The organism is Streptomyces sp. NPDC044002 (assembly GCF_056434525.1).
This window is the reverse complement of sequence record NZ_JBWKEZ010000102.1, coordinates 1-22,178: the sequence shown is the minus strand read 5'-3', so window position 1 is coordinate 22,178 and position 22,178 is coordinate 1. Positions and strand designations below refer to the sequence as shown.

Genomic DNA, 22,178 nt, shown 5'->3' with positions numbered 1-22,178 from the left:
CTCCCCCCCCCCTCTTCTTCTCTTCCCTCCCCCCCCCCTGGTGTTTGAGGCGACGGGCGCGGAGCGCACGGAACGGGTCCGGGCACAGCCCGGGGAACGGTGGAAGGGCGGGTAGGGGACCTCGCCCCGCGCAGCGGCCCACCACCCGCAGACGCCCCACCCGCATCGGCCACCCGAACCGGCCCCGCCCCCGGTCCGACGGCCGGAGGCCGTCGCAGCGGCGCGAAGCCGGGGAGGCCCCCAGGGGCCGAGCCGCGCGAGCGGTGCGTTCAAAGTAGGTACATCGGCTGATCCGATCGGGCGATCTACTGGCCGCGCTCCCCGCAGCCCGTCGCTCTGCGTGAACTACGCTCAGCACCCCGAAGGCAGGGAGAGGAGCGGATCCGTGGCGGATTTCGTCGGGCGGCGGCGTGAGCTCAAGGAGCTGCGCGAGGACATCGCGCGGACCGGGCTCGACACCCTCTCGGGCCGCAAGGCGAAGGCGCCCCGCGCGCGGGTGCTGCTCGTCGCCGGGCGGCCCGGGTCCGGGCGGACCGCGCTCGCGGAGGCGTTCGTGCGCGAGGTCGCCCCCCAGTACCCCGACGGCCTGCTCCGGGTCCGGCTCACCGAGCCCGGCGGGGAGGCCGTCGCCACCGAGCGGGCCGTCCGGACCCTGCTGGAGGGGCTCGGGGAGCGCACCCCGCCGGGGGCCGGCGAGGACGACCTCAGCGCCGCCCTGCGGGAGGCCCTCAAGGACCGGCGGGCGATCCTGCTCGTCGACGACGCCGCCGACCCGCAGCAGGTCGACGCCCTGCTCCCGGACACCCCCGAGTGCCTGGTCGTGGTCACCGCCGAGGGCCCGCTCACCGGGATCCCCGACGTCCGCCCCTGCACCCTCGGCGGCCTCGACCCCACCTCGGCCGTCGGCCTGCTCGCCCGGATGATCGGCGACACCCGCGTCACCGTCGACCCCCGTGCCGCCGAGGCCCTCGCCGAGGAGTGCGGAGGGCTGCCCGCCGCGCTCACCCTGGCCGGCGGCTGGCTCGCCGCCCACCCCAAGGCCGCCGTCGCCGACCTCGCCAAGCAGCTCCACGAGATGCCCCCCGGCACCACCGGCCCGCTGGGCCGGGCCTTCCGGCTGGTCTACGAGTCCCTGCCGCAGCCGGCCCGCCGCACCCTGCACCTGCTGCCGCTCGCCCCCGCCGGGTACCTCGACTCGCACACCGCCTCGGCCCTGGCCGGCTGCTCGGTGGCCGCGGCCCAGTCCACCCTGGAGGACTTCGCCGCGCTGGGCCTCGTACGGCACGCCCCGGACGGCCTCTTCCTGCTCCCCGGCTGCCTCGCGCCCTTCCTCCAGGCCCTGCTGGAGACCAAGGAGCGCCCCGCCGAGGTGCAGCTGGCGCGGGCGCGGATGCTGGAGCGGACCGTACGGCTGCTCACCTCGTGCCGGGCCATGGCCGACACCGACGAGGACGACGACGGGCTGCTGCGCGAGCACCTGGACGGCACGCCCCGGGCCCTGCGCTTCCCCGACCGCCGGGCGGCCGCCACCTGGCTCGACACCCGGCTGCCGGCGCTGACCTCGTCCGCGCACCTGGCCGTGGCGGACGGCGGGCTGGACACCCTGGCCCGCAGGCTGGTCTCCGCCCTGGTCCGGGCGCTGGCCGGGCACCGGGGCACCGACGCGGCCGCCCCGGAGCTGTACGGGCTGCACCGCCTCGTCCTGGACGTGGCCGAGCGGCGCGGCCTGCACCGCGAGCGGGCGGCCGCCCTGCTGAACCTGGCCGACCTGGACGCCGAGACCGGCCGGACCCAGGAGGCGCTGGCGCGGTACCGGGCCGCGCTGGGCGCGGGGAAGGCCGCGAAGGACCCGTACGCGACGGGCCGCGCGATGGAATCCGTAGGCGGGGCGTACCAGGAGCTGGCGGACTGGCCCCGGGCCTCCGACTGGTTCGGCCGGGCCCTGGCCCACGCCCTGGCGCGCGGCGAGCGGGTGGACGAGGCCAGGCTCTACGGCCGGCTGGGCAACGTGCACACCTACGCGGGCCGCTACGGGGAGGCCCTGCGCAGCTGGCGGGCGGCCGCCGCGGGCTACCGCCGGCTGGCCGATGTCCCGGGCCAGGCAAAGGCGTTGAGCGAGATGGCGCGGGTCCAGGAGTACGCCGGCCGGCCCGAGGAATCCCTGCACACCTGCCGCGAGGCGATCGAGCTGGCGCGCCGGGCGGGGGACCAGCGGCTCCAGGCCGCACTGCAGGTCCGGCTGGCCGACACGCTGGACCGTCTGGGTGACCCGGCGGCGGCGAGGCTGCACCGTTCGGCAGCGGACAGATTGCTGGGAGACGACCCCGCAGCCTGCGAAATCCGTAGTGTGTCCGACTAAAATTATTGGTTTGCAAGGCTAGACAGGGACTCATCCTTCATTAGACTGGCTTCACCACGACATCAGTGGTGCATCCCGTTGCGCGTTCTTGTGGGCGGGTATGTATGGAAGTGCCCCGTAATATCCCCTGAGCCAAGGACCGTGATCGACGATGAAGGTCGGCATCCCCCGCGAGGTCAAGAACAACGAGTTCCGGGTCGCCATCACGCCCGCCGGCGTGCATGAGCTGGTCCGCAACGGCCACCAGGTCTTCATCGAGCAGAACGCCGGTGTCGGCTCCTCGATCACGGACGCCGAGTACGTCGCCGCCGGTGCCGAGATCCTCGGCACCGCCGACGAGGTCTGGGCGACCGCGGACCTGCTGCTGAAGGTCAAGGAGCCCATCGCGGAGGAGTACCACCGCCTCCGCAAGGACCAGACCCTCTTCACCTACCTGCACCTCGCGGCCTCCCGCGAGTGCACGGACGCCCTGCTGGAGTCCGGCACCACCGCCATCGCCTACGAGACGGTCGAGCTCGCCAACCGCGCGCTGCCGCTGCTCGCCCCGATGTCCGAGGTCGCGGGCCGCCTGGCCCCGCAGGTCGGCGCCTACCACCTGATGCGCTCGGCCGGCGGCCGCGGCGTCCTCCCCGGCGGCGTGCCCGGCACCCACGCCGGCGAGTGCGTGGTCATCGGCGGCGGCGTCTCCGGCTGGAACGCGGCGCAGATCGCCATCGGCATGGGCTTCCACGTGACCCTGCTCGACCGCGACATCAACAAGCTCCGCGAGGCCGACAAGATCTTCGGCACGAAGATCAAGACGATCGTCTCCAACGCCTACGAGCTGGAGAAGGCCGTCGTCGAGGCCGACCTCGTCATCGGCGCCGTGCTGATCCCGGGTGCGAAGGCCCCGAAGCTGGTCACCAACGAGCTCGTCGCCAAGATGAAGCCCGGAAGTGTCCTTGTCGACATTGCGATCGACCAGGGCGGCTGCTTCGAGGACTCCCGTCCGACCACCCACGCCGAGCCGACCTTCCAGGTCCACAACTCGGTCTTCTACTGCGTCGCCAACATGCCGGGCGCGGTTCCGAACACCTCCACCTACGCCCTGACGAACGCGACCCTGCCGTACATCGTGCAGCTCGCGAACCTCGGCTGGGTCGAGGCGCTGCGCCGTGACCCGGCGCTGGCCCTGGGCCTCAACACCCATGACGGCAAGGTCGTTTACGGCCCGGTCGCCGAGGCCCACGGCCTGGAGACCCTCGAGCTCAGCACGCTGCTCGGCTGAACCGTCAACGACTGACGTCAATCTCACGTATCCGGCCGGACCTTGCCCGCAAGGTCCGGCCGGACGCGTTTGCGGCGGACCCGCGGAGCCCGCTCAACTCGCCTCGAACGTAACCCTTTAACCCTTTCGCACACCCGCGAAACTTCGCAGTGGCAGCGCGCACGCCCTTGACAGAGTGGTGTTCGGTTGCCGACACATCGTGCCGGGTCCGGCGGATTGTGTTGCCGCTGGGCGGTGACACGCCATAGAGTCGCCAACCGTCGGCATGGTGCAACGCTGACCTATCGATAAGTGTCCTGGTCACGTCCGAGGAGGTAAGACGACTTGTGAATGAGTCGACATTTGCTCCTGGAGGTGGTCGAGCAGGGACGCCTGAGCGGGGACAGGGTCCTGCCGGGCTGGAAGCCGTCGGCTCCGTCGCGGTCCGCACCTTCGCAAACCACCAGCACATGACGACGCCCCAAAAGAGCATGGACGGCCTAGACGTGAACTCCACGGCCGGCGACCACGGTGGCGATACGCCCATTGGTTTCGCCGACTACGACCAGGTGCCCGAGGGGCACTTCTACGACCCCGACGCGGAGTACGAGCCCGACCCCGAGTACGCGGCCACCCTCGCGCCCGACGCTGCCCGCCAGCGCCGCGAGCGGATCGGCCCGACCGGACGGCCGCTGCCGTACTTCCCGATCCCGGGTCCGCTGACCGACCACGGTCCGGCGAAGATCATCGCGATGTGCAACCAGAAGGGCGGCGTGGGCAAGACCACGTCGACCATCAACCTGGGTGCCGCGCTCGCCGAGTACGGGCGCCGCGTGCTGCTCGTCGACTTCGACCCGCAGGGCGCGCTGTCCGTGGGTCTCGGCGTGAACCCGATGGAACTCGACCTGACGGTCTACAACCTGCTCATGGAGCGGGGCATGTCGGCCGACGAGGTGCTGCTCAAGACCGCGGTCCCCAACATGGACCTGCTGCCGAGCAACATCGACCTCTCCGCCGCCGAAGTGCAGTTGGTGAGCGAGGTCGCGCGCGAGTCGACGCTCCAGCGGGCGCTGAAGCCCCTGATGGCCGACTACGACTACATCGTGATCGACTGTCAGCCCTCGCTCGGCCTGCTGACGGTGAACGCCCTGACGGCGGCTCACAAGGTCATCGTGCCGCTGGAATGCGAGTTCTTCGCACTGCGCGGTGTCGCGCTGCTGACGGAGACCATCGAGAAGGTCCAGGAGCGGCTCAACCCCGAGCTGGAGCTCGACGGCATCCTCGCCACCATGTACGACTCCCGTACGGTGCACAGCCGCGAGGTGCTCGCGCGCGTGGTCGAGGCCTTCGACGACCACGTCTACCACACGGTCATCGGCCGTACGGTGCGCTTCCCGGAGACCACGGTCGCCGGCGAGCCGATCACCACGTACGCGTCCAACTCCGTCGGCGCCGCCGCCTATCGCCAGCTGGCCAGGGAGGTGCTCGCCCGGTGTCCCGCCGAGTGAGTCTGCCCGGAGCCGACGAACTGTTCCGCACGACCGGGGGGATGGCCCTCCAGTCGTCCTCGCCGCGGCGGGGCGCCGAGGAGGCGCCGGGCAGCGGTACGGGAACGGAGCACGCGGCAGCACCGGTGGACGGCACGACGCGGGCCACGGGGGAGACCCGGGGCCGGGAGGCCGCGGAGCCCGGGGCGGGTTCGGTGGGCGCGCAGCGCAGGCCGCAGGAAGGTTCTGCCAGCGCCGGACCCCGGCAGGGCAAGGGCCCGAGCCGGGGCGCGAACCGGCGTCCGAGCGGGCGCGAGCGGCACGACGAGAAGATCACGGTCTACGTCTCCGCGGAGGAGCTCATGGACCTGGAGCACGCCCGCCTGGTGCTCCGAGGGGAGCACGGGCTCGCGGTCGACCGGGGCCGCATCGTGCGGGAGGCCGTCGCGGTGGTCCTGGCCGACCTGGAGTCGCGCGGCGACGCCAGCATCCTGGTCCGCCGCCTCCGCGGCCGCTGAAGGAAGGGCGGGCGGGGGAGTGCTCCGCCGCGCAGCGGTGGACGCGTACCCGCCCGGCCAGGGCCTAGGCTGCACCCGTGGCCGCTCGGCCGAAATCCCGCACCACCCTGGACCGCGATGCCCCCGAACGAGAACGCCCCCCGTCCGGCCCGCCGGAGCCTGGGCCGTGGCCCAGGGGCGGCCCAGGAGGCCGCTGAGGCGCCTGCTGCGGCCCGCGAGCCGCTCGGGGGCGGCCGGGGTGCCGGGGAAGCCCCCCAGGCCCCTGACGCCCCTCCTGGAGGCGGTGGGGGCCCCGGCGACGGCCGGTTCACGTTGCGGCTCGACAACTTCGAGGGGCCCTTCGACCTCCTGCTCCAGCTGATCTCCCGGCACAAGCTCGACGTCACCGAGGTCGCCCTCTCCAAGGTCACCGACGAGTTCATGGCGCACATCCGCGCCATGGGCCCCGACTGGGACCTCGACCAGACCACCGAGTTCCTCGTGGTCGCCGCCACCCTGCTCGACCTGAAGGCCGCCCGCCTGCTGCCCGCCGCCGAGGTCGAGGACGAGGCCGACCTCGCCCTGCTGGAGGCGCGGGACCTGCTGTTCGCGCGGCTGCTCCAGTACAAGGCGTACAAGCAGATCGCCGCGCTCTTCCAGGACCGCGCCGAGGCGGAGGGCAGGCGCTACCCCCGTACCGTCGGGCTGGAGCCGCACCACGCCGACCTGCTGCCCGAGGTGGTGATCAGCATCGGCGCCGACGGGCTGGCCCGGCTCGCGGTGCGGGCCATGCAGCCCAAGGCCGCGCCCCAGGTGTACGTGGACCACATCCACGCCCCCCTCGTCAGCGTGCGGGAGCAGGCCGGGCACGTCGTACGCCTGCTCAAGGCGCGCGGCGAGGCGACGTTCCAGGAGCTGACCGAGGACGCCCCGGACACCCTCACCGTCGTCGCCCGGTTCCTGGCGCTGCTGGAGCTGTACCGGGAGAAGGCCGTCACCCTGGACCAGCCGGAGGCCCTGCTCGGGCTCACCGTGCGCTGGTGCGGCGGGGACGGCGACGGGATGCCGAAGGTGACGGACGAGTTCGACCGAGTCGTGGAGGTGGCGGAATGACCGGGGTGCGGGACCGGCTGGAGCTGAAGGGCGCGCTGGAGGCCGTGCTGATGGTCGTGGACGAGCCCGCGACCGCCGAACACCTCGCGAAGGTGCTGGAGCGCACCCCGCGCGAGGTCGCGGACGCGCTCGCCGAGCTGGCCGACGAGTACACGGCGCAGCGGCGCGGCTTCGAGCTGCGGCTGGTCGCCGGGGGCTGGCGGTTCTACACCCGGCCCGAGTACGCGGCGGCCGTGGAGGCCTTCGTCCTGGACGGGCAGCAGGCCCGCCTCACCCAGGCGGCCCTGGAGACCCTGGCGGTGGTCGCGTACCGGCAGCCGGTGAGCCGTTCGCGGGTCTCGGCGGTCCGCGGGGTGAACTGCGACGGGGTCATGCGGACCCTGCTCCAGCGGGGTCTGGTGGCCGAGGCGGGCACGGAACCCGAAACAGGTGCGATCCTGTACAGGACGACGAACTACTTTCTGGAGCGGATGGGCCTGCGCGGCCTGGACGAGCTCCCGGAGCTCGCGCCCTTCCTTCCCGAGGCGGACGCGATCGAAGCCGAGACGCAAGAAGGTGTGCCGTCGTTCGATCCGGACGCACCGGACACTGACGTAGACGACGACAAGACGACGGAACTTTGATGCGAAGCAGCGGCAACGGCAACGGTGGCGGCAACAGGAACAGCGGCGGCAGCGGCGGCGGCGGGCGCGGTGGCGCCCGCGGCGGCGGCTCCGGCGGCGGTGGCGGCTACCGCGGCGGCAGCGGCTCGGGCGGCGGCTACCGGGGCGGCTCGTCCGGCGGCTCCGGCGGTGGCGGCTACCGGGGCGGTTCCTCCGGCGGCGGCTCCCGGGACCGCGACCGGGACCAGGCGCCCCAGCGCCCCCGCAACCCGCGCCCCGAGGAGCGCCGCTACGACGTGGGCCCCGAGGGCGAGCGCAGCCGCGGCGGAGCGCGCCCCGGCGGCGGCGGTGCCCGCGGCGCGGCGGCGCGCGGCGGTGCCAAGGGCGGTCCCCGCACCCCCTCCCGCACCCCCGGCATCGGCGGCGCCGGCGGCCCGCGCAGCGGTCCGGGCAGCCGCAGCGGCCAGTCCCGTCCCCGTGAGCTGGACGCGCGGATCGAGGAGCGCGTGCGCGACCGGTACGCCGACAAGCCGGTGATCAAGACCCCGAAGACCTTCCCCGGCGCCGAGCTGGAGGGCGAGCGCTTGCAGAAGGTCCTCGCCCGGGCCGGCATGGGCTCGCGCCGCGCCTGCGAGGAGCTGATCGAGCAGGCCCGCGTCGAGGTCAACGGCGAGATCGTGACCGAGCAGGGCAAGCGCGTCCAGCCGAAGGACGAGATCAAGGTGGACGGCCTGACGGTCGCCACCCAGTCCTTCCTGTTCTTCGCGCTGAACAAGCCGGCCGGCGTCGTCTCCACCATGGAGGACCCGGACGGCCGCCAGTGCCTGGGCGACTACGTCACCAACCGCGAGACCCGCCTCTTCCACGTCGGCCGGCTCGACACCGAGACCGAGGGCATCATCCTCCTCACCAACCACGGTGAGCTGGCCCACCGCCTGACGCACCCCAAGTACGGCGTGCAGAAGACGTACGTCGCGGCGATCACCGGCAGCCTGCCGCGCGACATCGGCAAGCGCCTCAAGGACGGCATCGAGCTGGAGGACGGCTGGGCCCGTGCCGACAACTTCCGCGTCGTCGACCAGGTCGGCAAGAACTACCTGGTCGAGGTGACCCTCCACGAGGGCCGCAAGCACATCGTCCGCCGCATGCTGTCCGAGGCCGGCTTCCCGGTCGACAAGCTCGTGCGGACCTCCTTCGGTCCGATCGAGCTGGGCGACCAGAAGTCGGGCTGGCTGCGCCGCCTGACCAACACCGAGGTCGGCATGCTCATGCGCGAGGTCGGTCTGTAGTCCGCGCCCCCCGCTCCGTCGAAGCCCGCAGTGCCCCCTGGCGCTGCGGGCTTCCGCGTTTCCGGGCCGCTGCCCCCGGGTGCCTTGCCCGGCGGCAGCGGCCGCGTTTATAGTCAGGGTGACTATTAAAGGGAGCGGGTGGGTCGTATGGGCTGGAACACGAGCTGGACCGAGGTCCTCGGCTTCGCCACGGGCGCCGTGTGCGTCTGGCTGGTGGCCCGGCAGCACATCGCCAACTGGCCGGTCGGGATCGCCAACAACCTCTTCTTCATCGTGCTCTTCACCCAGGCGGGCCTCTACGCCGACGCCGGGCTCCAGATCGTCTTCATCGCCCTCGCCGCCTACGGCTGGTGGTCCTGGACCCACGGGGGTGGACCAGGAACCGCCGGAGCCCTGCCGGTGCGCCGCACCACGCGCGCCGAATGGGCCTGGCTGCTGGTGGCGGGGGCGGTGGGGACCGCCGCCATCACCCTGCTGCTCGGCCGGGTCAGCGACTCCACCGTCCCCTTCTGGGACGCCCTCACCACCGGGCTCTCCCTCATGGCCACCTACGGGCAGTGCCGCAAGCTCCTGGAGTCCTGGTGGCTGTGGATCGCCGCCGACCTCGTCTACATCCCGCTGTACGCGTACAAGGGGCTGTACCTGACCTCGGTCCTCTACGCGGGCTTCCTCGCCCTGTGCGTGGCCGGCCTCGTCGGCTGGCACCGCGCGCTCCCGGCACGGGGTGCCCGTACGGCCCAGGAGGCGACGGCGTGAGCGGCGGGAAGCGCTACGGCCACGGGCTGGTGCTGGGCAAGTTCTACCCGCCGCACGCCGGCCACCACCACCTGGTGCGCACCGCCCAGGACCAGTGCGAGCGGCTGACCGTGCTGGTCTGCGCCGCCTCCGTCGAGTCCGTGCCGCTCGCCGACCGGGTCGCCTGGATGCGCGAGGAGCACCCCGGCGCGGAGGTCGTCGGCGCCGTCGACGACGTCCCCGTCGACCTGCACGACCCCGGCATCTGGGAGGCGCACATGGCGATCTTCCGCGGCGCGGTGGGCCGGCGCGTGGACGCCGTCTTCACCTCCGAGGAGTACGGGACCGAACTCGCCCGGCGGTTCGGAGCCGAGGAGGTCTGCGTGGACCCGGCGCGCACCCTGTTCCCGGTGTCCGGGACCGCCGTCCGCGAGGACCCGGCCGCCACCTGGGAGTTCCTCGGGCCCGGCGTACGGGCCGCGCTGACCCGGAGGGTCGTCGTCCTGGGCGCCGAGTCCACCGGCACCACCACCCTCTCGCGGGAGCTGGCCGCGCACTACCGCCGCCGCGGCGGGGTGTGGGCGAAGACCGGCTGGGTCGCCGAGTACGGCCGGGAGTACAGCGAGGAGAAGCTCGCCGCGGCCCGCGCCGTCGACCCGGCGGCCTCCTGGGAGGACATGACCTTCACCTCCCGGGAGTTCCCGGTGATCGCCCGCCGCCAGGACGAGGCGGAGGAGCGGGCCGCCCGGCTCGGCTCGCCCGTGCTGTTCTGCGACACCGACTCCTTCGCCACCGGCATCTGGCACGAGCGCTACCTCGGCGGCCGCAACGCCGAGGTCGAACACATCGCCGCCCGCCGCCCCCGCGACCTGTACCTGCTCACCGACCACGAAGGAGTGCCCTTCGAGGACGACGGGCTGCGCGACGGGCCCGAGCTCAGACCCTGGATGACCGCCCGCTTCCGCCGGGAACTCACCCGCACCGGCAGGCGTTTCCTGACCGTGAGCGGGGACCGGCGGGCCCGGCTCGACGCGGCCGTGGCGGCGGTCGACGCCCTGCTGTCCGAAGGCTGGCACTTCGCGGCGCCCCTCCCGGAGCGCCGGTGACCTACGACCCGTACGCCTTCGCGCCCTTCGCCGTGACCGTCGACCTCGCCGTCCTCACCGTGCGCGGCGGCGTCCTGCACGTGCTGCTGATCCGGCGCGGCCAGGAGCCGTACGCGGGCGCCTGGGCGCTCCCCGGCGGCTTCGTCCTGCCCCGGGAGTCCGCCGAGACTGCCGCCCGCCGGGAGCTGGCCGAGGAGACCGGCCTGCCGCCCGCCCTGGTCGACGACCTGCACCTGGAACAGCTGCGCACCTACACCGAACCGGACCGGGACCCCCGCATGCGGGTCGTGTCGGTCGCCTTCACCGCCCTCGTCCCCGACATGCCGGAACCGGCGGAGGAGGGCGGCGGGGACGCCGACCGGGCCCGGTGGGTGCCGGTGGGGGAGGCCGCGGACCTCGCCTTCGACCACGGGCTGATCCTCGCGGACGCCCGGCAGCGGGTGGGCTCCAAGCTGGAGTACACCTGCCTGGCCACCGCGTTCTGCCCGCCCGAGTTCACCCTCGGGGAGCTCCAGGCCGTCTACGAGACCGTCTGGGACACCTCCCTGGACCGCCCCAACTTCCGCCGCAAGGTGCTCGCCACGCCCGGCTTCGTCCAGGCCGTGCCCGGCGCCGCCCGGCTGACCGGAGGCCGCGGCAAACCCGCCGCGCTGTACCGGGCCGGCCCGGCCACCGCCCTCCACCCGCCCCTGCTCCGCCCCTCGGAAGGACCCACCCAGTGACCGCCACCAAGCGTGCCGCGACGGGCGCCCTCGTAGGCCTGGCCCTCGGCGACGCCCTCGGCTTCCCGACGGAGTTCAACGACGTCCCGTCGATCCTCGCCAAGACCGGCCCGTGGCGTCAGATGCCGCTGCCCCGCCCCGCGATCGTCACCGACGACACCCAGATGACCCTGGCCCTGGCGCGCGGCATACGGACCGCCGCCGAGCGCGGCCGCGTCGGCCCGCTCCGGCTGGCCCGGCCGGTCCGCGAGGAGTTCGTCGACTGGTACCACTCCCCGGAGAACAACCGCGCCCCCGGCCGCACCTGCCTGGTGGCCTGCGGCCTGCTGAACGACCCGTCGCGGGACTGGCGGGACGCCAGCCAGATCGGCTCCAAGGGCTGCGGCGCCAACATGCGCGTCGTCCCGGTGGGCCTCGTCCCCGGCTGGACCGACGAGGAACGGGCCGGCGCCGCCCAGCTCCAGTCGGCCCTCACCCACGGCCACCCCACCGCCCTGGCCGCGTCCGACCTGACCGCCCGCGCCGTGCACCTCCTCGCGCAGGGCACCGAGGTCACCGGCCTGGTCGGGCAGCTGCGCTCGTACGCCCTGGAGAACCGCACCCGCTACCACGAGCGCTGGCTCGGCGACCTCTGGATGCGCACCGCCTCCGACGCCTCGCCGGAGTCCTTCATCGCCCGGGGCTGGGACGAGTGCCTGGCCGTCCTGGACCGGCTCGCCGCCGCCCTGCGCACCCCCTCCCCGGAGACCGACCCCTGCCTGACCACCGGCGAGGGCTGGATCGCCGAAGAGGCCCTGGCCACCGCCCTCCAGTGCTTCCTGCTCTTCCCGGACGAACCCCTCCTCGCGCTGCGCCGCGCCGCCTGCACCGCCGGAGACTCCGACTCGATCGCCTGCCTGGCCGGCGCCTTCGCCGGCGCCCACCTCGGCGCCGACGTCTGGCCCCGCGAATGGGAGGGCCGCATCGAGTACCGCGAGGAACTCCTCGCCTTCGGCACCCTCTGGGACGCGTGACCCGTGCTGGACGCCATGGACATCGACCTCGCCCCCGTCGTCGCGGAGCAGCCCGACCCGCTGCTCTTCGCCACCGTCTCCGGGGCCCACCTGTACGGCTTCCCCTCCCGGGACTCCGACATCGACCTGCGCGGCGCCCACCTGCTGCCGCCGCGCGCCCTGCTCGGGCTGCGCGATCCGGAGGAGACGCGGACCCGGATGTGGGAGGACGACGGCGTCGAACTGGACCTCGTCACGCACGACCTGCGCAAGTTCGTCCGCCTCATGCTGCGGCGCAACGGCTACGTGCTGGAGCAGCTGCTGTCCCCCCTCGTGGTCCACACGACCGAGGCGCACGCGGAGCTGGCCGCGCTGGCCCCGGGCGTCCTCACCGGCCACCACGCCCACCACTACCGGGGCTTCGCCACCACCCAGTGGCGGCTCTTCGAGAAGACGGCCGAGCTGAAGCCCCTGCTCTACGCCTTCCGCGCGCTGCTCACCGGCATCCACCTGATGCGCTCCGCCGAGGTGCAGGCGCACCTGCCCACGCTGCTCGGGGAGGTCCCGGAGGCGCCCGCGTACCTGGCCGCGCTGATCGAGGCCAAGGCGGCCGCCGAGCACGGCGGGTACGAAGGCCCGCCGGTCGAGGCGGTCGGGCGGGACGTGGCCGCGCTGCACGCGGTACTGGACGCGGCGCAGGCCGGCACGGCGCTGCCGGAGTACGTGAGCGCGTACGACGAGCTCGACGACTTCGTCGTGCGCCACCGCACGGGCCTCTAGACCTCGCTAGACGGCCGAGGCGCGCCGGGCGCGGTGGAGGAAGTCCGCCACGCGGGCCTCGTCCGGTCCGGCGGGCAGCGGGCTGGTGGACAGGGCCGCCTCGGACTCCTCGGCGAGGCGGGTCATCCAGGCGTCGACCTCGTCCCAGCCCACCTCGCCCCGCTTGACCGCGAGGAACCGCTCGCGGCCGGGGCCCGCTTCGATCGTGAGGCGGCCGGTGCGCAGCAGGTCGCGGCAGGAGGCCAGCAGGCGCAGCAGGTGCATGGCGTGCTTCCAGCGCGGGGCGCCGTGGACGCGGACGTCCGCGAGGAGCTTGCGGTGCTGGGAGACCGCGTACCGGCTGAAGGTGGCGTGGGCCCGGCGGGAGAGGAAGGCCCCGCGCAGGGACAGCAGTTCCTCGCCGACCGGGGTGAGCCGCTCCACCAGCGGGGAGTGCAGGCACTCCAGGATGTTCGGGTTGGCGCGCAGGGCCAGCTCGCAGAAGCGCTCCAGCTCCCAGGAGAACTCCTCCTCCCGGGGCCCCTCGACATGGGTCGGGGGCTTCTCGAACCGCCAGAAGAGCGGCGTGGGGGCGAGGTAGACACCGCGCCGGTCGGTGTCGCTCGCCTCCGTGGCCAGCCCGAAGGCGCGGGAGCCCATCACGCAGGCGTAGATCGTGTGGTCCCGGACCAGGGTGAGGTCGTCCATCCCGGGAGGGTAGGCGGCGCCGAGCCCGCTAGGCGAGCGAGATTTCCCCCTCCGGCGACACGGCGATCTTCTTCTCCGCGAGCGGCTTGACCGCCGGCCCGTGGGCCACGGCCCCGTCGGCGACCTTGAACTTGCTGCCGTGGCAGGGGCAGTCGATCGTGCCGTTCTCGACCTTGTCCACCAGGCAGCCCTGGTGCGGGCAGACGGCCGTGAAGCAGCGGAAGGAGCCGGCCGTCGGCTGGGTGACCACCACCTTCTGCTCCTTGATGACGGTGCCGCCGCCGACCGGGACCGCGGCGGCCTTCACGAGCGGCTCCGCGACCGCGCCCGGTGCCGAGGCCCCGGGGGAGGCGCCCGTCTGCGGGGCGGACGCGTTGCCGGAACCGGTGTCGGGCTTGTCCCCGTCGGACCCGCAGGCGGCGAGGGTACCGCCCGCCAGGACGGCGGCTCCGGCCGCCAGTACGGTGCGCCGGGCGGTGTTCGAGTCGGTCATGCGGAGCTCCTTGCTGGATGGCCGGGATGCGAGGTGCATCCTGGCGTGCGGCGGGCCCCAGGAGAAGCCCGCCACACCGTCCGTCTCACTCCGGGAGCCAGGGGGTCAGGTCCGCCGGGCCGCCGGGAGTGCGTACGACCTCCCACACGCGGGACACGGCGTCGCGGTTCAACGGCCCGTGGACGTGGGGGTACGGGTCCCCGGGCCCGGTCCGGCGGACCTCCGCCGTCAGGGCGGCCTCGTCGAGCTCCACGGCGAGCAGGACGCCGGGCACCCCGCGGTAGTGGGAGTCCACGATGGCGAGCACGGTGGGCCGGTCCGCCGAGCAGTGCACGAAGCCCTCGGCGGCGAGCGAGCCGGGGGCGTACGGGGAGCCGGGCGCGGCACCCCAGTCGGCGAGCGGAACGATGTGGAAGATCATGCCGGTGGTTCTACCGCACGGCGCCGGACAGCGGTGCGCCAAGTGGCGGTACGGGGTGATCCGGGTGACATTGTCCGTGTCTCGAAGCCGGGCCCGCCGCTGACGTGCGCTCGCCCGGTCCCCCTTCGAAAGGCAACAGGACCATGGCGGGTAACGACCTCGGTTCACTCCTCGGCGGACTCCTCGGCGGCGGCCAGGGCGGCAGCGGCGGCGCGGCCGCCGGCGGCGGGGGCAACATCCTCGGCGCGCTGCTCGGCGCCCTGCTGGGCGGCGGCGGTGCCGGGGGCGCCCAGGCCGGAGGGGCGAACAACCCCCTCGGCGGGCTGCTGGACATGCTGACCAAGTCCGGACTGGCCGACCAGGCGCAGTCCTGGATCGGCACCGGCGAGAACCAGCCCGTGAGCGGCGCCCAGATCAAGGAGGCGCTGCCGGACGACGCCCTGCGGCAGGCGGCCCAGCAGGCGGGCGTCAGCCCGGACGAGGCCGCCGACCAGCTGGCCCAGGCGCTGCCGCAAGCCGTCGACAAGCTGACGCCGAACGGTGCGGTGCCGACCGAGTCGCTGGAGGAGATCATCCGCAAGCAGAACCTCTGACCCGGCCAGATCGTCCGCGAAGGGCCCGGCCCCGTCCACAGGGCGGACCGCCGGGTCCTTCCGCGGTACCGAGTGGCTACCCTGAGTCAGGCCCGGCCCGTCGTTACGTGATCACCCTTGGAGCGCCCCGTGAGAACCGCCGTCGTCATCGGAACCGGACTGATCGGCACCTCCGCGGCGCTCGCCCTGACCGCCCGGGGCATCAGCGTCCACCTCGTCGACCACGACCCGGCGCAGGCCCGCACGGCCGCCGCCCTGGGCGCCGGCACCGACGACGCCCCCGAGGGTCAGGTGGACCTCGCGATCGTCGCCGTGCCGCCGGCCCACGTCGCCGCCGCCCTGGCCGACGCCATCGGACGCGGACTGGCCCGCGCCTACGTGGACGTGGCCAGCGTCAAGGGCGGCCCGCGCCGGGAGCTCGCCGCACTGGGCGCCGACACCTCCGCCTACATCGGCACCCACCCCATGGCCGGCAAGGAGCGCTCCGGCCCGCTGGCCGCCACCGCGGACCTGTTCGAGGGCCGGCCCTGGGTGCTGACCCCGACCCGGGACACCGACCACGAGGTCCTCAACCTCGCCCTGGAACTCGTCGCGCTGTGCCGGGCCGTCCCCGTCGTGATGGACGCCGACGCCCACGACCGGGCGGTGGCCCTCGTCTCCCACACCCCCCAGCTGGTCTCCAGCATGGTCGCCGCCCGCCTGGAGGAGGCCGACGAGACGGCCGTCCGGCTGTGCGGGCAGGGCATCCGCGACGTGACCCGCATCGCGGCCTCCGACCCCCGGATGTGGGTGGAGATCCTCTCCGCCAACCCGGGACCGGTGGCCGACGTCCTGGCCGGCATCGCCGCCGACCTGGCGGAGACCGTCGAGGCGCTGCGCGGCCTCCAGTCCGCCGACGAGGAGAAGCGCAAGGGCGGCGCGGCCGGCATCGAGGACGTCCTCAAGCGCGGCAACGCGGGCCGGGTCCGGGTCCCCGGCAAGCACGGCGCGGCGCCCATGGCGTACGAGACCGTGGGCGTGTTCATCAGCGACAAGCCCGGCGAGCTGGCGCGGATCTTCGCGGACGCCGGCCGCGCCGGGGTCAACATCGAGGACGTCCGGATCGAGCACGCGACCGGCCAGCAGGCCGGTCTGGTGCAGCTCATGGTCGAGCCGCGGGCCGTGGCCCCGCTGACCGCGGAGCTCCGCGAGCGCGGCTGGGCGCTGCGGCAGCAGTAGCCCTCCCCTGCGGCGGGTCCCGGCCGCCGGGCGCGACCGGCCGGGAACGGCGGGCGCCCGGGGCCGGTAACCTGGTGCGGGGGCGCTTTTGGCGCGCCCGCACACGTACGCGCAACCAGGAAGGTGCCCGCACCGTGGAAACCGCCGCTCCGTCCGCCGTGATCGTCGCCATCGACGGTCCCTCCGGCACGGGCAAGTCCAGCACCTCCAAGGCCGTGGCCGCCAAGCTCGGGCTGCGCTACCTGGACACCGGTGCCCAGTACCGGGCCATCACCTGGTGGATGATCACCAACGGCGTCGACACCGACGACCCGCAGGCGATCGCCCTCGCCGCCGGCAAGCCGGCCATCGTCTCCGGCACGGACCCGGCCGCCCCCACCATCACGGTGGACGGCCTGGACGCCTCCGGCCCGATCCGCACCCAGGAGGTCACCTCCAAGGTCAGCGCCGTCAGCGCCGTCCCCGAGGTGCGCACCCTGATCACCGACCTCCAGCGCTCCATCGCCGCCCAGGCGGCCGAGGAGGCCGACGGGATCGTCGTCGAGGGCCGGGACATCGGCACCACCGTCCTGCCCGACGCCGACCTCAAGGTCTTCCTGACGGCCTCGGCCGAGGCCCGCGCCGCCCGCCGCAGCGGCGAGCTGCGCGGCAAGGAGGCCACGGACCTCGCGGCCACCAAGGAAGCCCTGATCAAGCGGGACGCCGCCGACTCCGGCCGCAAGACCTCTCCGCTGGCCAAGGCCGGCGACGCCGTCGAGGTCGACACCACCGAGCTCACCCTCGACCAGGTCATCGAGTGCGTCGTGACCCTGGTCGAAGAGCGGCGCGCCAAGTGAGCGGTACGCCCTCCCCCAGGGGTGCGGCGGTCGGCAGGCGCATCGGTATCGGGCTCATGTACGGGCTGTGGAAGCCGCGCGTGCTGGGTGCCTGGAAGGTGCCGGCCTCCGGCCCCGTCATCCTGGCCGTGAACCACGCGCACAACATCGACGGACCCATGGTCATGGGCACCGCGCCGAGGCCGCTGCACTTCCTGATCAAGAAGGAGGCGTACGTCGGCCCGCTCGGCCCCTTCCTGGAGGGGATCGGGCAGGTGAAGGTGGACCGCGCCGGCACCGACCGGACCGCGATCACCCGCGCCCTCGGCGTCCTGGAGAACGGCGGCGCCCTGGGGATATTCCCCGAGGGCACCCGGGGCGAGGGGGACTTCGCGTCCCTGCGCGCCGGGCTCGCCTACTTCGCCGTCCGCAGCGGCGCCCCGGTCGTGCCCGTCGCCGTCCTGGGCAGCACCGAGGCCAAGGGCCGGCTCGTCAAGGGCCTGCCGCCGCTGCGCAGCCGGGTCGACGTGGTCTTCGGCTCGGCCTTCGACGCCGGTGACGGCACGGGCCGTCGTACGCGCACCGCGCTGGACGAGGCCACCGCACGCATCCAGGGACGGCTGACCGCCCACCTGGCCGACGCCAAGCGCCTCACCGGGCGCTGAGCGAGACTTGAACCAGTAGTGGCACCGCGCTGCGCGGGTGCCACCGATCACCACGAACGACGAGGAACGGACTTCATGAACGACCAGTACGACCACGGAGCACTTGGCGATGCCGAGTACGCGGAGTTCATGGAGCTCGCCGCGGAGGAAGGCTTCGACCTCGAAGAGGTCGAAGGCGCGATCGAGGAGGCCGGCCACGGCCCGCTCCCCGTCCTCGCCGTCGTCGGCCGCCCGAACGTGGGCAAGTCGACCCTGGTGAACCGCATCATCGGCCGCCGCGAGGCCGTCGTCGAGGACAAGCCGGGCGTCACCCGCGACCGCGTCACGTACGAGGCCGAGTGGGCCGGCCGCCGCTTCAAGGTCGTCGACACCGGCGGCTGGGAGCAGGACGTCCTCGGCATCGACGCCTCCGTCGCCGCCCAGGCCGAGTACGCCATCGAGACCGCCGACGCGGTCGTCTTCGTCGTGGACGCCAAGGTCGGCGCCACCGACAGCGACGAGGCCGTCGTCAAGCTGCTGCGCCGGGCCGGCAAGCCCGTCGTCCTGTGCGCCAACAAGGTCGACGGCCAGAGCGGCGAGGCCGACGCGGCCTACCTGTGGTCCCTGGGCCTGGGCATGCCGTACCCGGTCTCCTCGCTGCACGGCCGCGGCACCGGCGACATGCTGGACGCCGTCCTGGAGGTCCTGCCCGAGGCCCCCGCGCAGACCTTCGGCGGCGCCGCCATCGGCGGACCGCGCCGCATCGCCCTCATCGGCCGCCCCAACGTCGGCAAGTCCTCCCTGCTGAACAAGGTCGCCCGCGAGGACCGCGTCGTCGTCAACGAGCTGGCCGGCACCACCCGCGACCCGGTCGACGAGCTGATCGAGCTCGGCGGCGTCACCTGGAAGTTCGTGGACACCGCGGGCATCCGCAAGAAGGTCCACCTCCAGCAGGGCGCCGACTACTACGCCTCGCTGCGCACGGCCGCGGCCGTGGAGAAGGCGGAGGTGGCGGTCATCCTGATCGACACCACCGAGAACATCAGCGTCCAGGACCAGCGCATCATCACGATGGCCGTCGAGGCCGGCCGCGCGATCGTCATCGCCTACAACAAGTGGGACGAGCTGGACGAGGAGCGCCGCTACTACCTCGAGCGCGAGATCGAGACCGAGATGCAGCAGGTCTCCTGGGCGCCCCGCGTCAACGTCTCCGCGAAGACCGGCCGTCACATGGAGAAGCTGGTCCCGGCGATCGAGGCGGCCCTCGCGGGCTGGGAGACGCGCGTCCCCACCGGCCGGCTGAACGCCTTCCTCGGCGAGATCGTCGCGGCCCACCCGCACCCGATCCGCGGCGGCAAGCAGCCCCGCATCCTGTTCGGTACCCAGGCGGGCAGCAAGCCGCCGCGGTTCGTCCTCTTCGCCTCGGGCTTCCTGGAGCACGGCTACCGGCGCTTCATCGAGCGCCGCCTGCGCGAGGAGTTCGGCTTCGAGGGCACCCCGCTGCACATCTCCGTGCGGGTGCGCGAGAAGCGCGGCGCGCAGTACAAGAAGAAGAAGTAGCGGCGGTCCGGGGTCAGTAGCCCCGGCGCGGAGCGGGCGGCAGGGCCGCCGGGATGTGCTGCATCCCGGTCTGGTGCTGCCGCCCGCCGCCGTATCCGGAGCCGGCGCCCGCGTACGAGTACACCGGCTGGGCCGCCTGCTGCGGGAGGTACGAGGGCTGCCAGGCGTCGGCCTGCTGCCACGAGGAACCGTTCCAGCCGGTGCCGGTGCCGGTGCCGGTGCCGCTGCCGCTGCCGCTGCCGTACGCGCCGCCGCCGTACGAGGTGCCGGTGTACCCGCTGCCGTACGAGAACGCGGTGAAGCCGAGGTCCTCCTCGCCCGTACGGTCGCCCGGCAGCGCCCGGAAGGCGCGCAGGTACTCCGAGTACAGGCTGTCGTAGATCGGGGTGTGCGAGGCGCTGCTCGCACGGAACGGGGCGCGGGAGGGGTCGTATGAATGCACGTATCAGCCAACGAAACCGGGGCCCTGCGGATGCGGGGTGACGGGGCGGAAAACGCAGATCGCCGGGGGTGCGCGGGACGGACCGCGCACCCCCGGCGCATGCCGTCCGGCCCCCTCGGCAGGGGGCCGGACGGCCGTTCCGGCGGGGAAGGGTGGGGCTCAGGCGCCCGGCGTACCGGCCAGCGGCATCGAGGCGCCGACCAGCTTGCCGTTGCTCGCGGCCTTGTCCAGGGCGTCGCGGAGCAGGTCCTCGCGCGGCTGCTGGCCGATGGAGCCGACCGGGGCGGCGTAGATGAGCACGCGCTGGGTCTTGTTGACGGCGGCCCGCCAGCCGTCGGTGACGCCCAGCGCCTGGTGGGCCTGCCACCAGGCCACCTGGGGCCCGCCGTCGGTACCGGGCTGGAGCACGGCGTGCAGCTGTCCGGCGGCGAGCAGGACCGACCAGCCGGCGAGCGGGGAGGGGACCTCGTTGGTGTCGGTGACCGGGATGAAGCCCTGCTCGATGAGGAGGGGGAGGAAGTCGTCGCCGGGACCGGTGGTGCCGGGGCGGGCGATCGGCGCGGTCGGCTCGACGACCAGCGCGGGGTGAAGCTCCCCGGCGATCAGGACCAGGCCGCTGGTGATGCCGAGGACGGCCTGGCCGCCGGGGACCGACTGCGGGGACTCGCCGCCGGCCTGCTCCGGGGCGGGGGCCGGGCTGTCGCCGGTGATGCTGCGCACCGCGCCCTGGAGCTGCTCCTCGGAGACGGGGACGACCTGGGAGGGGATGCAGTCGGCGTGGGCGAAGGCGAGGACGGCGGTCTCCTCGCCCACGAACAGCACGGTGCTGGTGCGGACCGTCTCCGGGTCGCCGGGGGTGCGGCAGGAGGTGCAGTCGTAACTGCCCGGGGCGTCGTCGCCGGTGAGCAGCCTGTCGGCTTCTTCGTCACCGATCTCGGCACGTACCTCATCACTGACGTCGAGCATGCGCGGCACGGGGTGGCTCCTCATTCGTGCGGAGGCCGGGGGGTTCCCGGCTCGCCGGGATCAACGGCGCGGCGGCGGCCGGGGTCACGCCGTTTGAGGGAACGGAATCGAACCGGCCACCCGGAAGGGTGAACCGTCCGGCCGCGGCTTCCCTTTCATGCCAACTGTTGTCCCTTCGTGCGCAGTTGGAGCCGCATTCCGAACGTCTCGCGGGGGTGCGGGCCGTCCGCCGCGTCAGCCGTCCGGGTGGGGCGCGGGGGAGCGCCGCGTGGCGGGGCGGGGGCGGTGGCGGGGGCTCCGTAGCGTGTGCCGATGCCCGATCTGTGTACGCGGAGGGCGGCGGCCGCCGTGGTGGCCGCGGTGGCCGCCGCGCTGGTGCTCGCTCTCCCGTCGGGTGCCGGCGCGGCCGCCGCGCCGCCACCGCCGGCACCCGGGCCCGCGGGGGCCGCGCACCCGGGCTCGCCGGGCGTGATCGGGACGGGGCCGGGGGACTGCGGGCCGGGCGGGGAGTGGCCGTGGGACTGCGTCGCGGACTGCGAGAGCAGCGGGCGGTGGGCGGTGAACACGGGCAACGGCTTCTACGGGGGCCTGCAGTTCTGGCAGCCGACCTGGGAGGAGCACGGGGGGCTGGCGTACGCGGCGCGGGCGGACCTGGCCACCCGGGACCAGCAGATCCGGGTCGCGGAGGAGCTGCTGGCGGTGCAGGGGTGGGAGGCGTGGCCGGTGTGCGCGAAGCGGTACGGGCTGGCGGGGCGGATGCACGTGGTGCGGGCGGGGGACACGCTGGAGGGCATCGCGCGGCGGCGCCGGCTGCCGGGCGGCTGGCGCCCCCTGTACGAAGCCAACCGCCCCGCGATCGGCCCGGACCCGGCCCGCCTGACCCCGGGCCTCCTCCTCACCCTCCCCCCGACGGCTCCCACCCCCGCGGCCCCGGCCCCTGCGAAGCCGACGCCGACGGCCCCGGCCCCCGCGGCCCCGACGACCCCCGCACCGACGAAGCCGGCCGCTGCGGCTCCGACGGCCCCCGCACCGACGAAGCCGGCCCCCGCGGCCCCGACGGCCCCCGCACCGACGAAGCCGGCTCCCGCGCCTTCGACGGCCCCCGCGCCGACGAAGCCGGCCGCTGCGGCTCCGACGGCCCCCGCACCGACGAAGCCGGCCCCCGCGAAGCCGACGGCCCCTGCGGCCCCCGCGTCCGCGAAGCCGGCGGCCCCGAAGCCGACCCCCGCGGGGGCGGGTCCGGGTCCGGGGGCGTCGGCGCCCGCGCCGGGGCGCTGAGGCCGGCCACCATCTGCGGCGGGGCCGCCGCTGCGCGGGGCGAGTTCCCCTACCCGCCCTTCGCCCGTTCCCCGGGCTGCGCCCGGACCCCTCCTGGGGGCTCCGCCCCCAGACCCCCGCGCCTCAAACGCCG

General features: G+C 74.0%; 23 protein-coding genes. 18 read left to right on the top strand and 5 right to left on the bottom strand.

Translation table 11 applies throughout. The features are described 5' to 3' along the window. Positions 1-340 precede the first annotated feature (340 nt). From AC07A6_RS39115 to AC07A6_RS39060, 12 genes are all read left to right on the top strand, one after another. A complete protein-coding gene (locus AC07A6_RS39115) occupies positions 341-2,359 on the top strand; it encodes a tetratricopeptide repeat protein (RefSeq protein ID WP_478780286.1) in 2,019 nt (672 codons plus the stop codon). Between the two features lie 151 nt (positions 2,360-2,510). Further along, the gene (gene ald / locus AC07A6_RS39110; RefSeq protein WP_362466291.1) at positions 2,511-3,626 is read left to right on the top strand and encodes an alanine dehydrogenase; all 1,116 of its coding nucleotides are present in this window, start codon (positions 2,511-2,513) and stop codon (positions 3,624-3,626) included. 326 nt (positions 3,627-3,952) lie between these two features. Beyond that, the gene (locus tag AC07A6_RS39105) at positions 3,953-5,113 is read left to right on the top strand and encodes a ParA family protein (protein ID WP_125604141.1); all 1,161 of its coding nucleotides are present in this window, start codon (positions 3,953-3,955) and stop codon (positions 5,111-5,113) included. Further along, a complete protein-coding gene (locus tag AC07A6_RS39100) occupies positions 5,098-5,610 on the top strand; it encodes a hypothetical protein (protein ID WP_478780285.1) in 513 nt (170 codons plus the stop codon). Before AC07A6_RS39105 ends, AC07A6_RS39100 begins: the two co-directional genes overlap by 16 nt. Positions 5,611-5,727: 117 nt before the next feature. Beyond that, on the top strand, positions 5,728-6,702 hold the full coding sequence (locus tag AC07A6_RS39095; RefSeq protein ID WP_478780284.1) for a segregation and condensation protein A: 975 nt from the start codon (positions 5,728-5,730) through the stop codon (positions 6,700-6,702). Next, positions 6,699-7,325, top strand: a complete 627-nt coding sequence (scpB, locus tag AC07A6_RS39090; RefSeq protein ID WP_362466301.1) for an SMC-Scp complex subunit ScpB — start codon at positions 6,699-6,701, stop codon at positions 7,323-7,325. The genes AC07A6_RS39095 and scpB overlap by 4 nt, the downstream gene beginning before the upstream one ends. Then, positions 7,325-8,593 (top strand): pseudouridine synthase, encoded by a 1,269-nt coding sequence (locus AC07A6_RS39085; RefSeq protein WP_478780283.1) that lies wholly within the window; start codon positions 7,325-7,327, stop codon positions 8,591-8,593. The genes scpB and AC07A6_RS39085 overlap by 1 nt, the downstream gene beginning before the upstream one ends. Before the next feature lie 147 nt (positions 8,594-8,740). Further along, positions 8,741-9,349, top strand: a complete 609-nt coding sequence (gene pnuC, locus AC07A6_RS39080; RefSeq protein WP_478780282.1) for a nicotinamide riboside transporter PnuC — start codon at positions 8,741-8,743, stop codon at positions 9,347-9,349. Then, the gene (locus tag AC07A6_RS39075) at positions 9,346-10,434 is read left to right on the top strand and encodes an AAA family ATPase (protein WP_478780281.1); all 1,089 of its coding nucleotides are present in this window, start codon (positions 9,346-9,348) and stop codon (positions 10,432-10,434) included. Before pnuC ends, AC07A6_RS39075 begins: the two co-directional genes overlap by 4 nt. Continuing rightward, positions 10,398-11,156 (top strand): NUDIX hydrolase, encoded by a 759-nt coding sequence (locus AC07A6_RS39070; protein WP_386273946.1) that lies wholly within the window; start codon positions 10,398-10,400, stop codon positions 11,154-11,156. The genes AC07A6_RS39075 and AC07A6_RS39070 overlap by 37 nt, the downstream gene beginning before the upstream one ends. Further along, on the top strand, positions 11,153-12,169 hold the full coding sequence (locus AC07A6_RS39065) for an ADP-ribosylglycohydrolase family protein (protein WP_478780280.1): 1,017 nt from the start codon (positions 11,153-11,155) through the stop codon (positions 12,167-12,169). Before AC07A6_RS39070 ends, AC07A6_RS39065 begins: the two co-directional genes overlap by 4 nt. Positions 12,170-12,172: 3 nt before the next feature. Further along, positions 12,173-12,928, top strand: a complete 756-nt coding sequence (locus AC07A6_RS39060) for a nucleotidyltransferase domain-containing protein (RefSeq protein WP_478780279.1) — start codon at positions 12,173-12,175, stop codon at positions 12,926-12,928. 6 nt (positions 12,929-12,934) lie between these two features. On the opposite strand, the gene AC07A6_RS39055 is transcribed toward AC07A6_RS39060, so the two are convergent. The 3 genes from AC07A6_RS39055 to AC07A6_RS39045 form a co-directional block, all read right to left on the bottom strand. Further along, complete coding sequence (locus AC07A6_RS39055) at positions 12,935-13,615, bottom strand: nucleotidyltransferase domain-containing protein (protein WP_478780278.1); 681 nt, start codon at positions 13,613-13,615, stop codon at positions 12,935-12,937. A gap of 28 nt (positions 13,616-13,643) precedes the next feature. Further along, a complete protein-coding gene (locus AC07A6_RS39050; RefSeq protein WP_478780277.1) occupies positions 13,644-14,108 on the bottom strand; it encodes a Rieske (2Fe-2S) protein in 465 nt (154 codons plus the stop codon). A gap of 85 nt (positions 14,109-14,193) precedes the next feature. Then, positions 14,194-14,529 carry a DUF952 domain-containing protein gene (locus tag AC07A6_RS39045; protein ID WP_362466326.1) on the bottom strand — a complete coding sequence of 112 codons (336 nt, stop codon included), beginning with the start codon at positions 14,527-14,529 and terminating at the stop codon, positions 14,194-14,196. Positions 14,530-14,672: 143 nt separating this feature from the next. On the opposite strand from AC07A6_RS39045, the gene AC07A6_RS39040 reads away from it, so the two are divergent. The 5 genes from AC07A6_RS39040 (at position 14,673) to der (ending at position 19,359) form a co-directional block, all read left to right on the top strand. After that, positions 14,673-15,122, top strand: a complete 450-nt coding sequence (locus tag AC07A6_RS39040; protein WP_478780276.1) for a YidB family protein — start codon at positions 14,673-14,675, stop codon at positions 15,120-15,122. A gap of 129 nt (positions 15,123-15,251) precedes the next feature. Beyond that, positions 15,252-16,340 (top strand): prephenate dehydrogenase, encoded by a 1,089-nt coding sequence (locus AC07A6_RS39035; RefSeq protein WP_362466331.1) that lies wholly within the window; start codon positions 15,252-15,254, stop codon positions 16,338-16,340. Positions 16,341-16,474: 134 nt separating this feature from the next. Then, entirely contained in the window at positions 16,475-17,176 is a 702-nt protein-coding gene (gene cmk, locus AC07A6_RS39030; protein WP_386273938.1) for a (d)CMP kinase, read from the top strand. Beyond that, the gene (locus AC07A6_RS39025) at positions 17,137-17,820 is read left to right on the top strand and encodes a lysophospholipid acyltransferase family protein (protein WP_478780275.1); all 684 of its coding nucleotides are present in this window, start codon (positions 17,137-17,139) and stop codon (positions 17,818-17,820) included. Before cmk ends, AC07A6_RS39025 begins: the two co-directional genes overlap by 40 nt. Positions 17,821-17,895: 75 nt before the next feature. Then, positions 17,896-19,359 (top strand): ribosome biogenesis GTPase Der, encoded by a 1,464-nt coding sequence (gene der, locus AC07A6_RS39020; RefSeq protein ID WP_125819007.1) that lies wholly within the window; start codon positions 17,896-17,898, stop codon positions 19,357-19,359. Positions 19,360-19,372: 13 nt separating this feature from the next. On the opposite strand, the gene AC07A6_RS39015 is transcribed toward der, so the two are convergent. Both AC07A6_RS39015 and AC07A6_RS39010 read right to left on the bottom strand, forming a co-directional pair. Continuing rightward, a complete protein-coding gene (locus AC07A6_RS39015) occupies positions 19,373-19,801 on the bottom strand; it encodes a hypothetical protein (RefSeq protein ID WP_478780274.1) in 429 nt (142 codons plus the stop codon). Between the two features lie 159 nt (positions 19,802-19,960). Beyond that, positions 19,961-20,776, bottom strand: coding sequence for a hypothetical protein (locus tag AC07A6_RS39010; RefSeq protein ID WP_042800715.1), 816 nt, complete (start codon positions 20,774-20,776; stop codon positions 19,961-19,963). A gap of 303 nt (positions 20,777-21,079) precedes the next feature. Here AC07A6_RS39010 and AC07A6_RS39005 point away from each other — a divergent pair, with 303 nt between their 5' ends. Beyond that, positions 21,080-22,045 (top strand): transglycosylase family protein, encoded by a 966-nt coding sequence (locus tag AC07A6_RS39005; RefSeq protein ID WP_478780273.1) that lies wholly within the window; start codon positions 21,080-21,082, stop codon positions 22,043-22,045. Positions 22,046-22,178: the final 133 nt, after the last annotated feature.

Coding starts and splice junctions, on each gene's coding strand:
- AC07A6_RS39005 (WP_478780273.1), top strand. CDS start 21,080: ATGCCCGATCTGTGTACGCGGAGGGCGGCGGCCGCCGTGGTGGCCGCG.
- AC07A6_RS39045 (WP_362466326.1), bottom strand. CDS start 14,529: ATGATCTTCCACATCGTTCCGCTCGCCGACTGGGGTGCCGCGCCCGGC.
- AC07A6_RS39085 (WP_478780283.1), top strand. CDS start 7,325: ATGCGAAGCAGCGGCAACGGCAACGGTGGCGGCAACAGGAACAGCGGC.
- AC07A6_RS39040 (WP_478780276.1), top strand. CDS start 14,673: ATGGCGGGTAACGACCTCGGTTCACTCCTCGGCGGACTCCTCGGCGGC.
- AC07A6_RS39050 (WP_478780277.1), bottom strand. CDS start 14,108: ATGACCGACTCGAACACCGCCCGGCGCACCGTACTGGCGGCCGGAGCC.
- scpB (WP_362466301.1), top strand. CDS start 6,699: ATGACCGGGGTGCGGGACCGGCTGGAGCTGAAGGGCGCGCTGGAGGCC.
- ald (WP_362466291.1), top strand. CDS start 2,511: ATGAAGGTCGGCATCCCCCGCGAGGTCAAGAACAACGAGTTCCGGGTC.
- AC07A6_RS39095 (WP_478780284.1), top strand. CDS start 5,728: ATGCCCCCGAACGAGAACGCCCCCCGTCCGGCCCGCCGGAGCCTGGGC.
- pnuC (WP_478780282.1), top strand. CDS start 8,741: ATGGGCTGGAACACGAGCTGGACCGAGGTCCTCGGCTTCGCCACGGGC.
- der (WP_125819007.1), top strand. CDS start 17,896: ATGAACGACCAGTACGACCACGGAGCACTTGGCGATGCCGAGTACGCG.
- AC07A6_RS39055 (WP_478780278.1), bottom strand. CDS start 13,615: ATGGACGACCTCACCCTGGTCCGGGACCACACGATCTACGCCTGCGTG.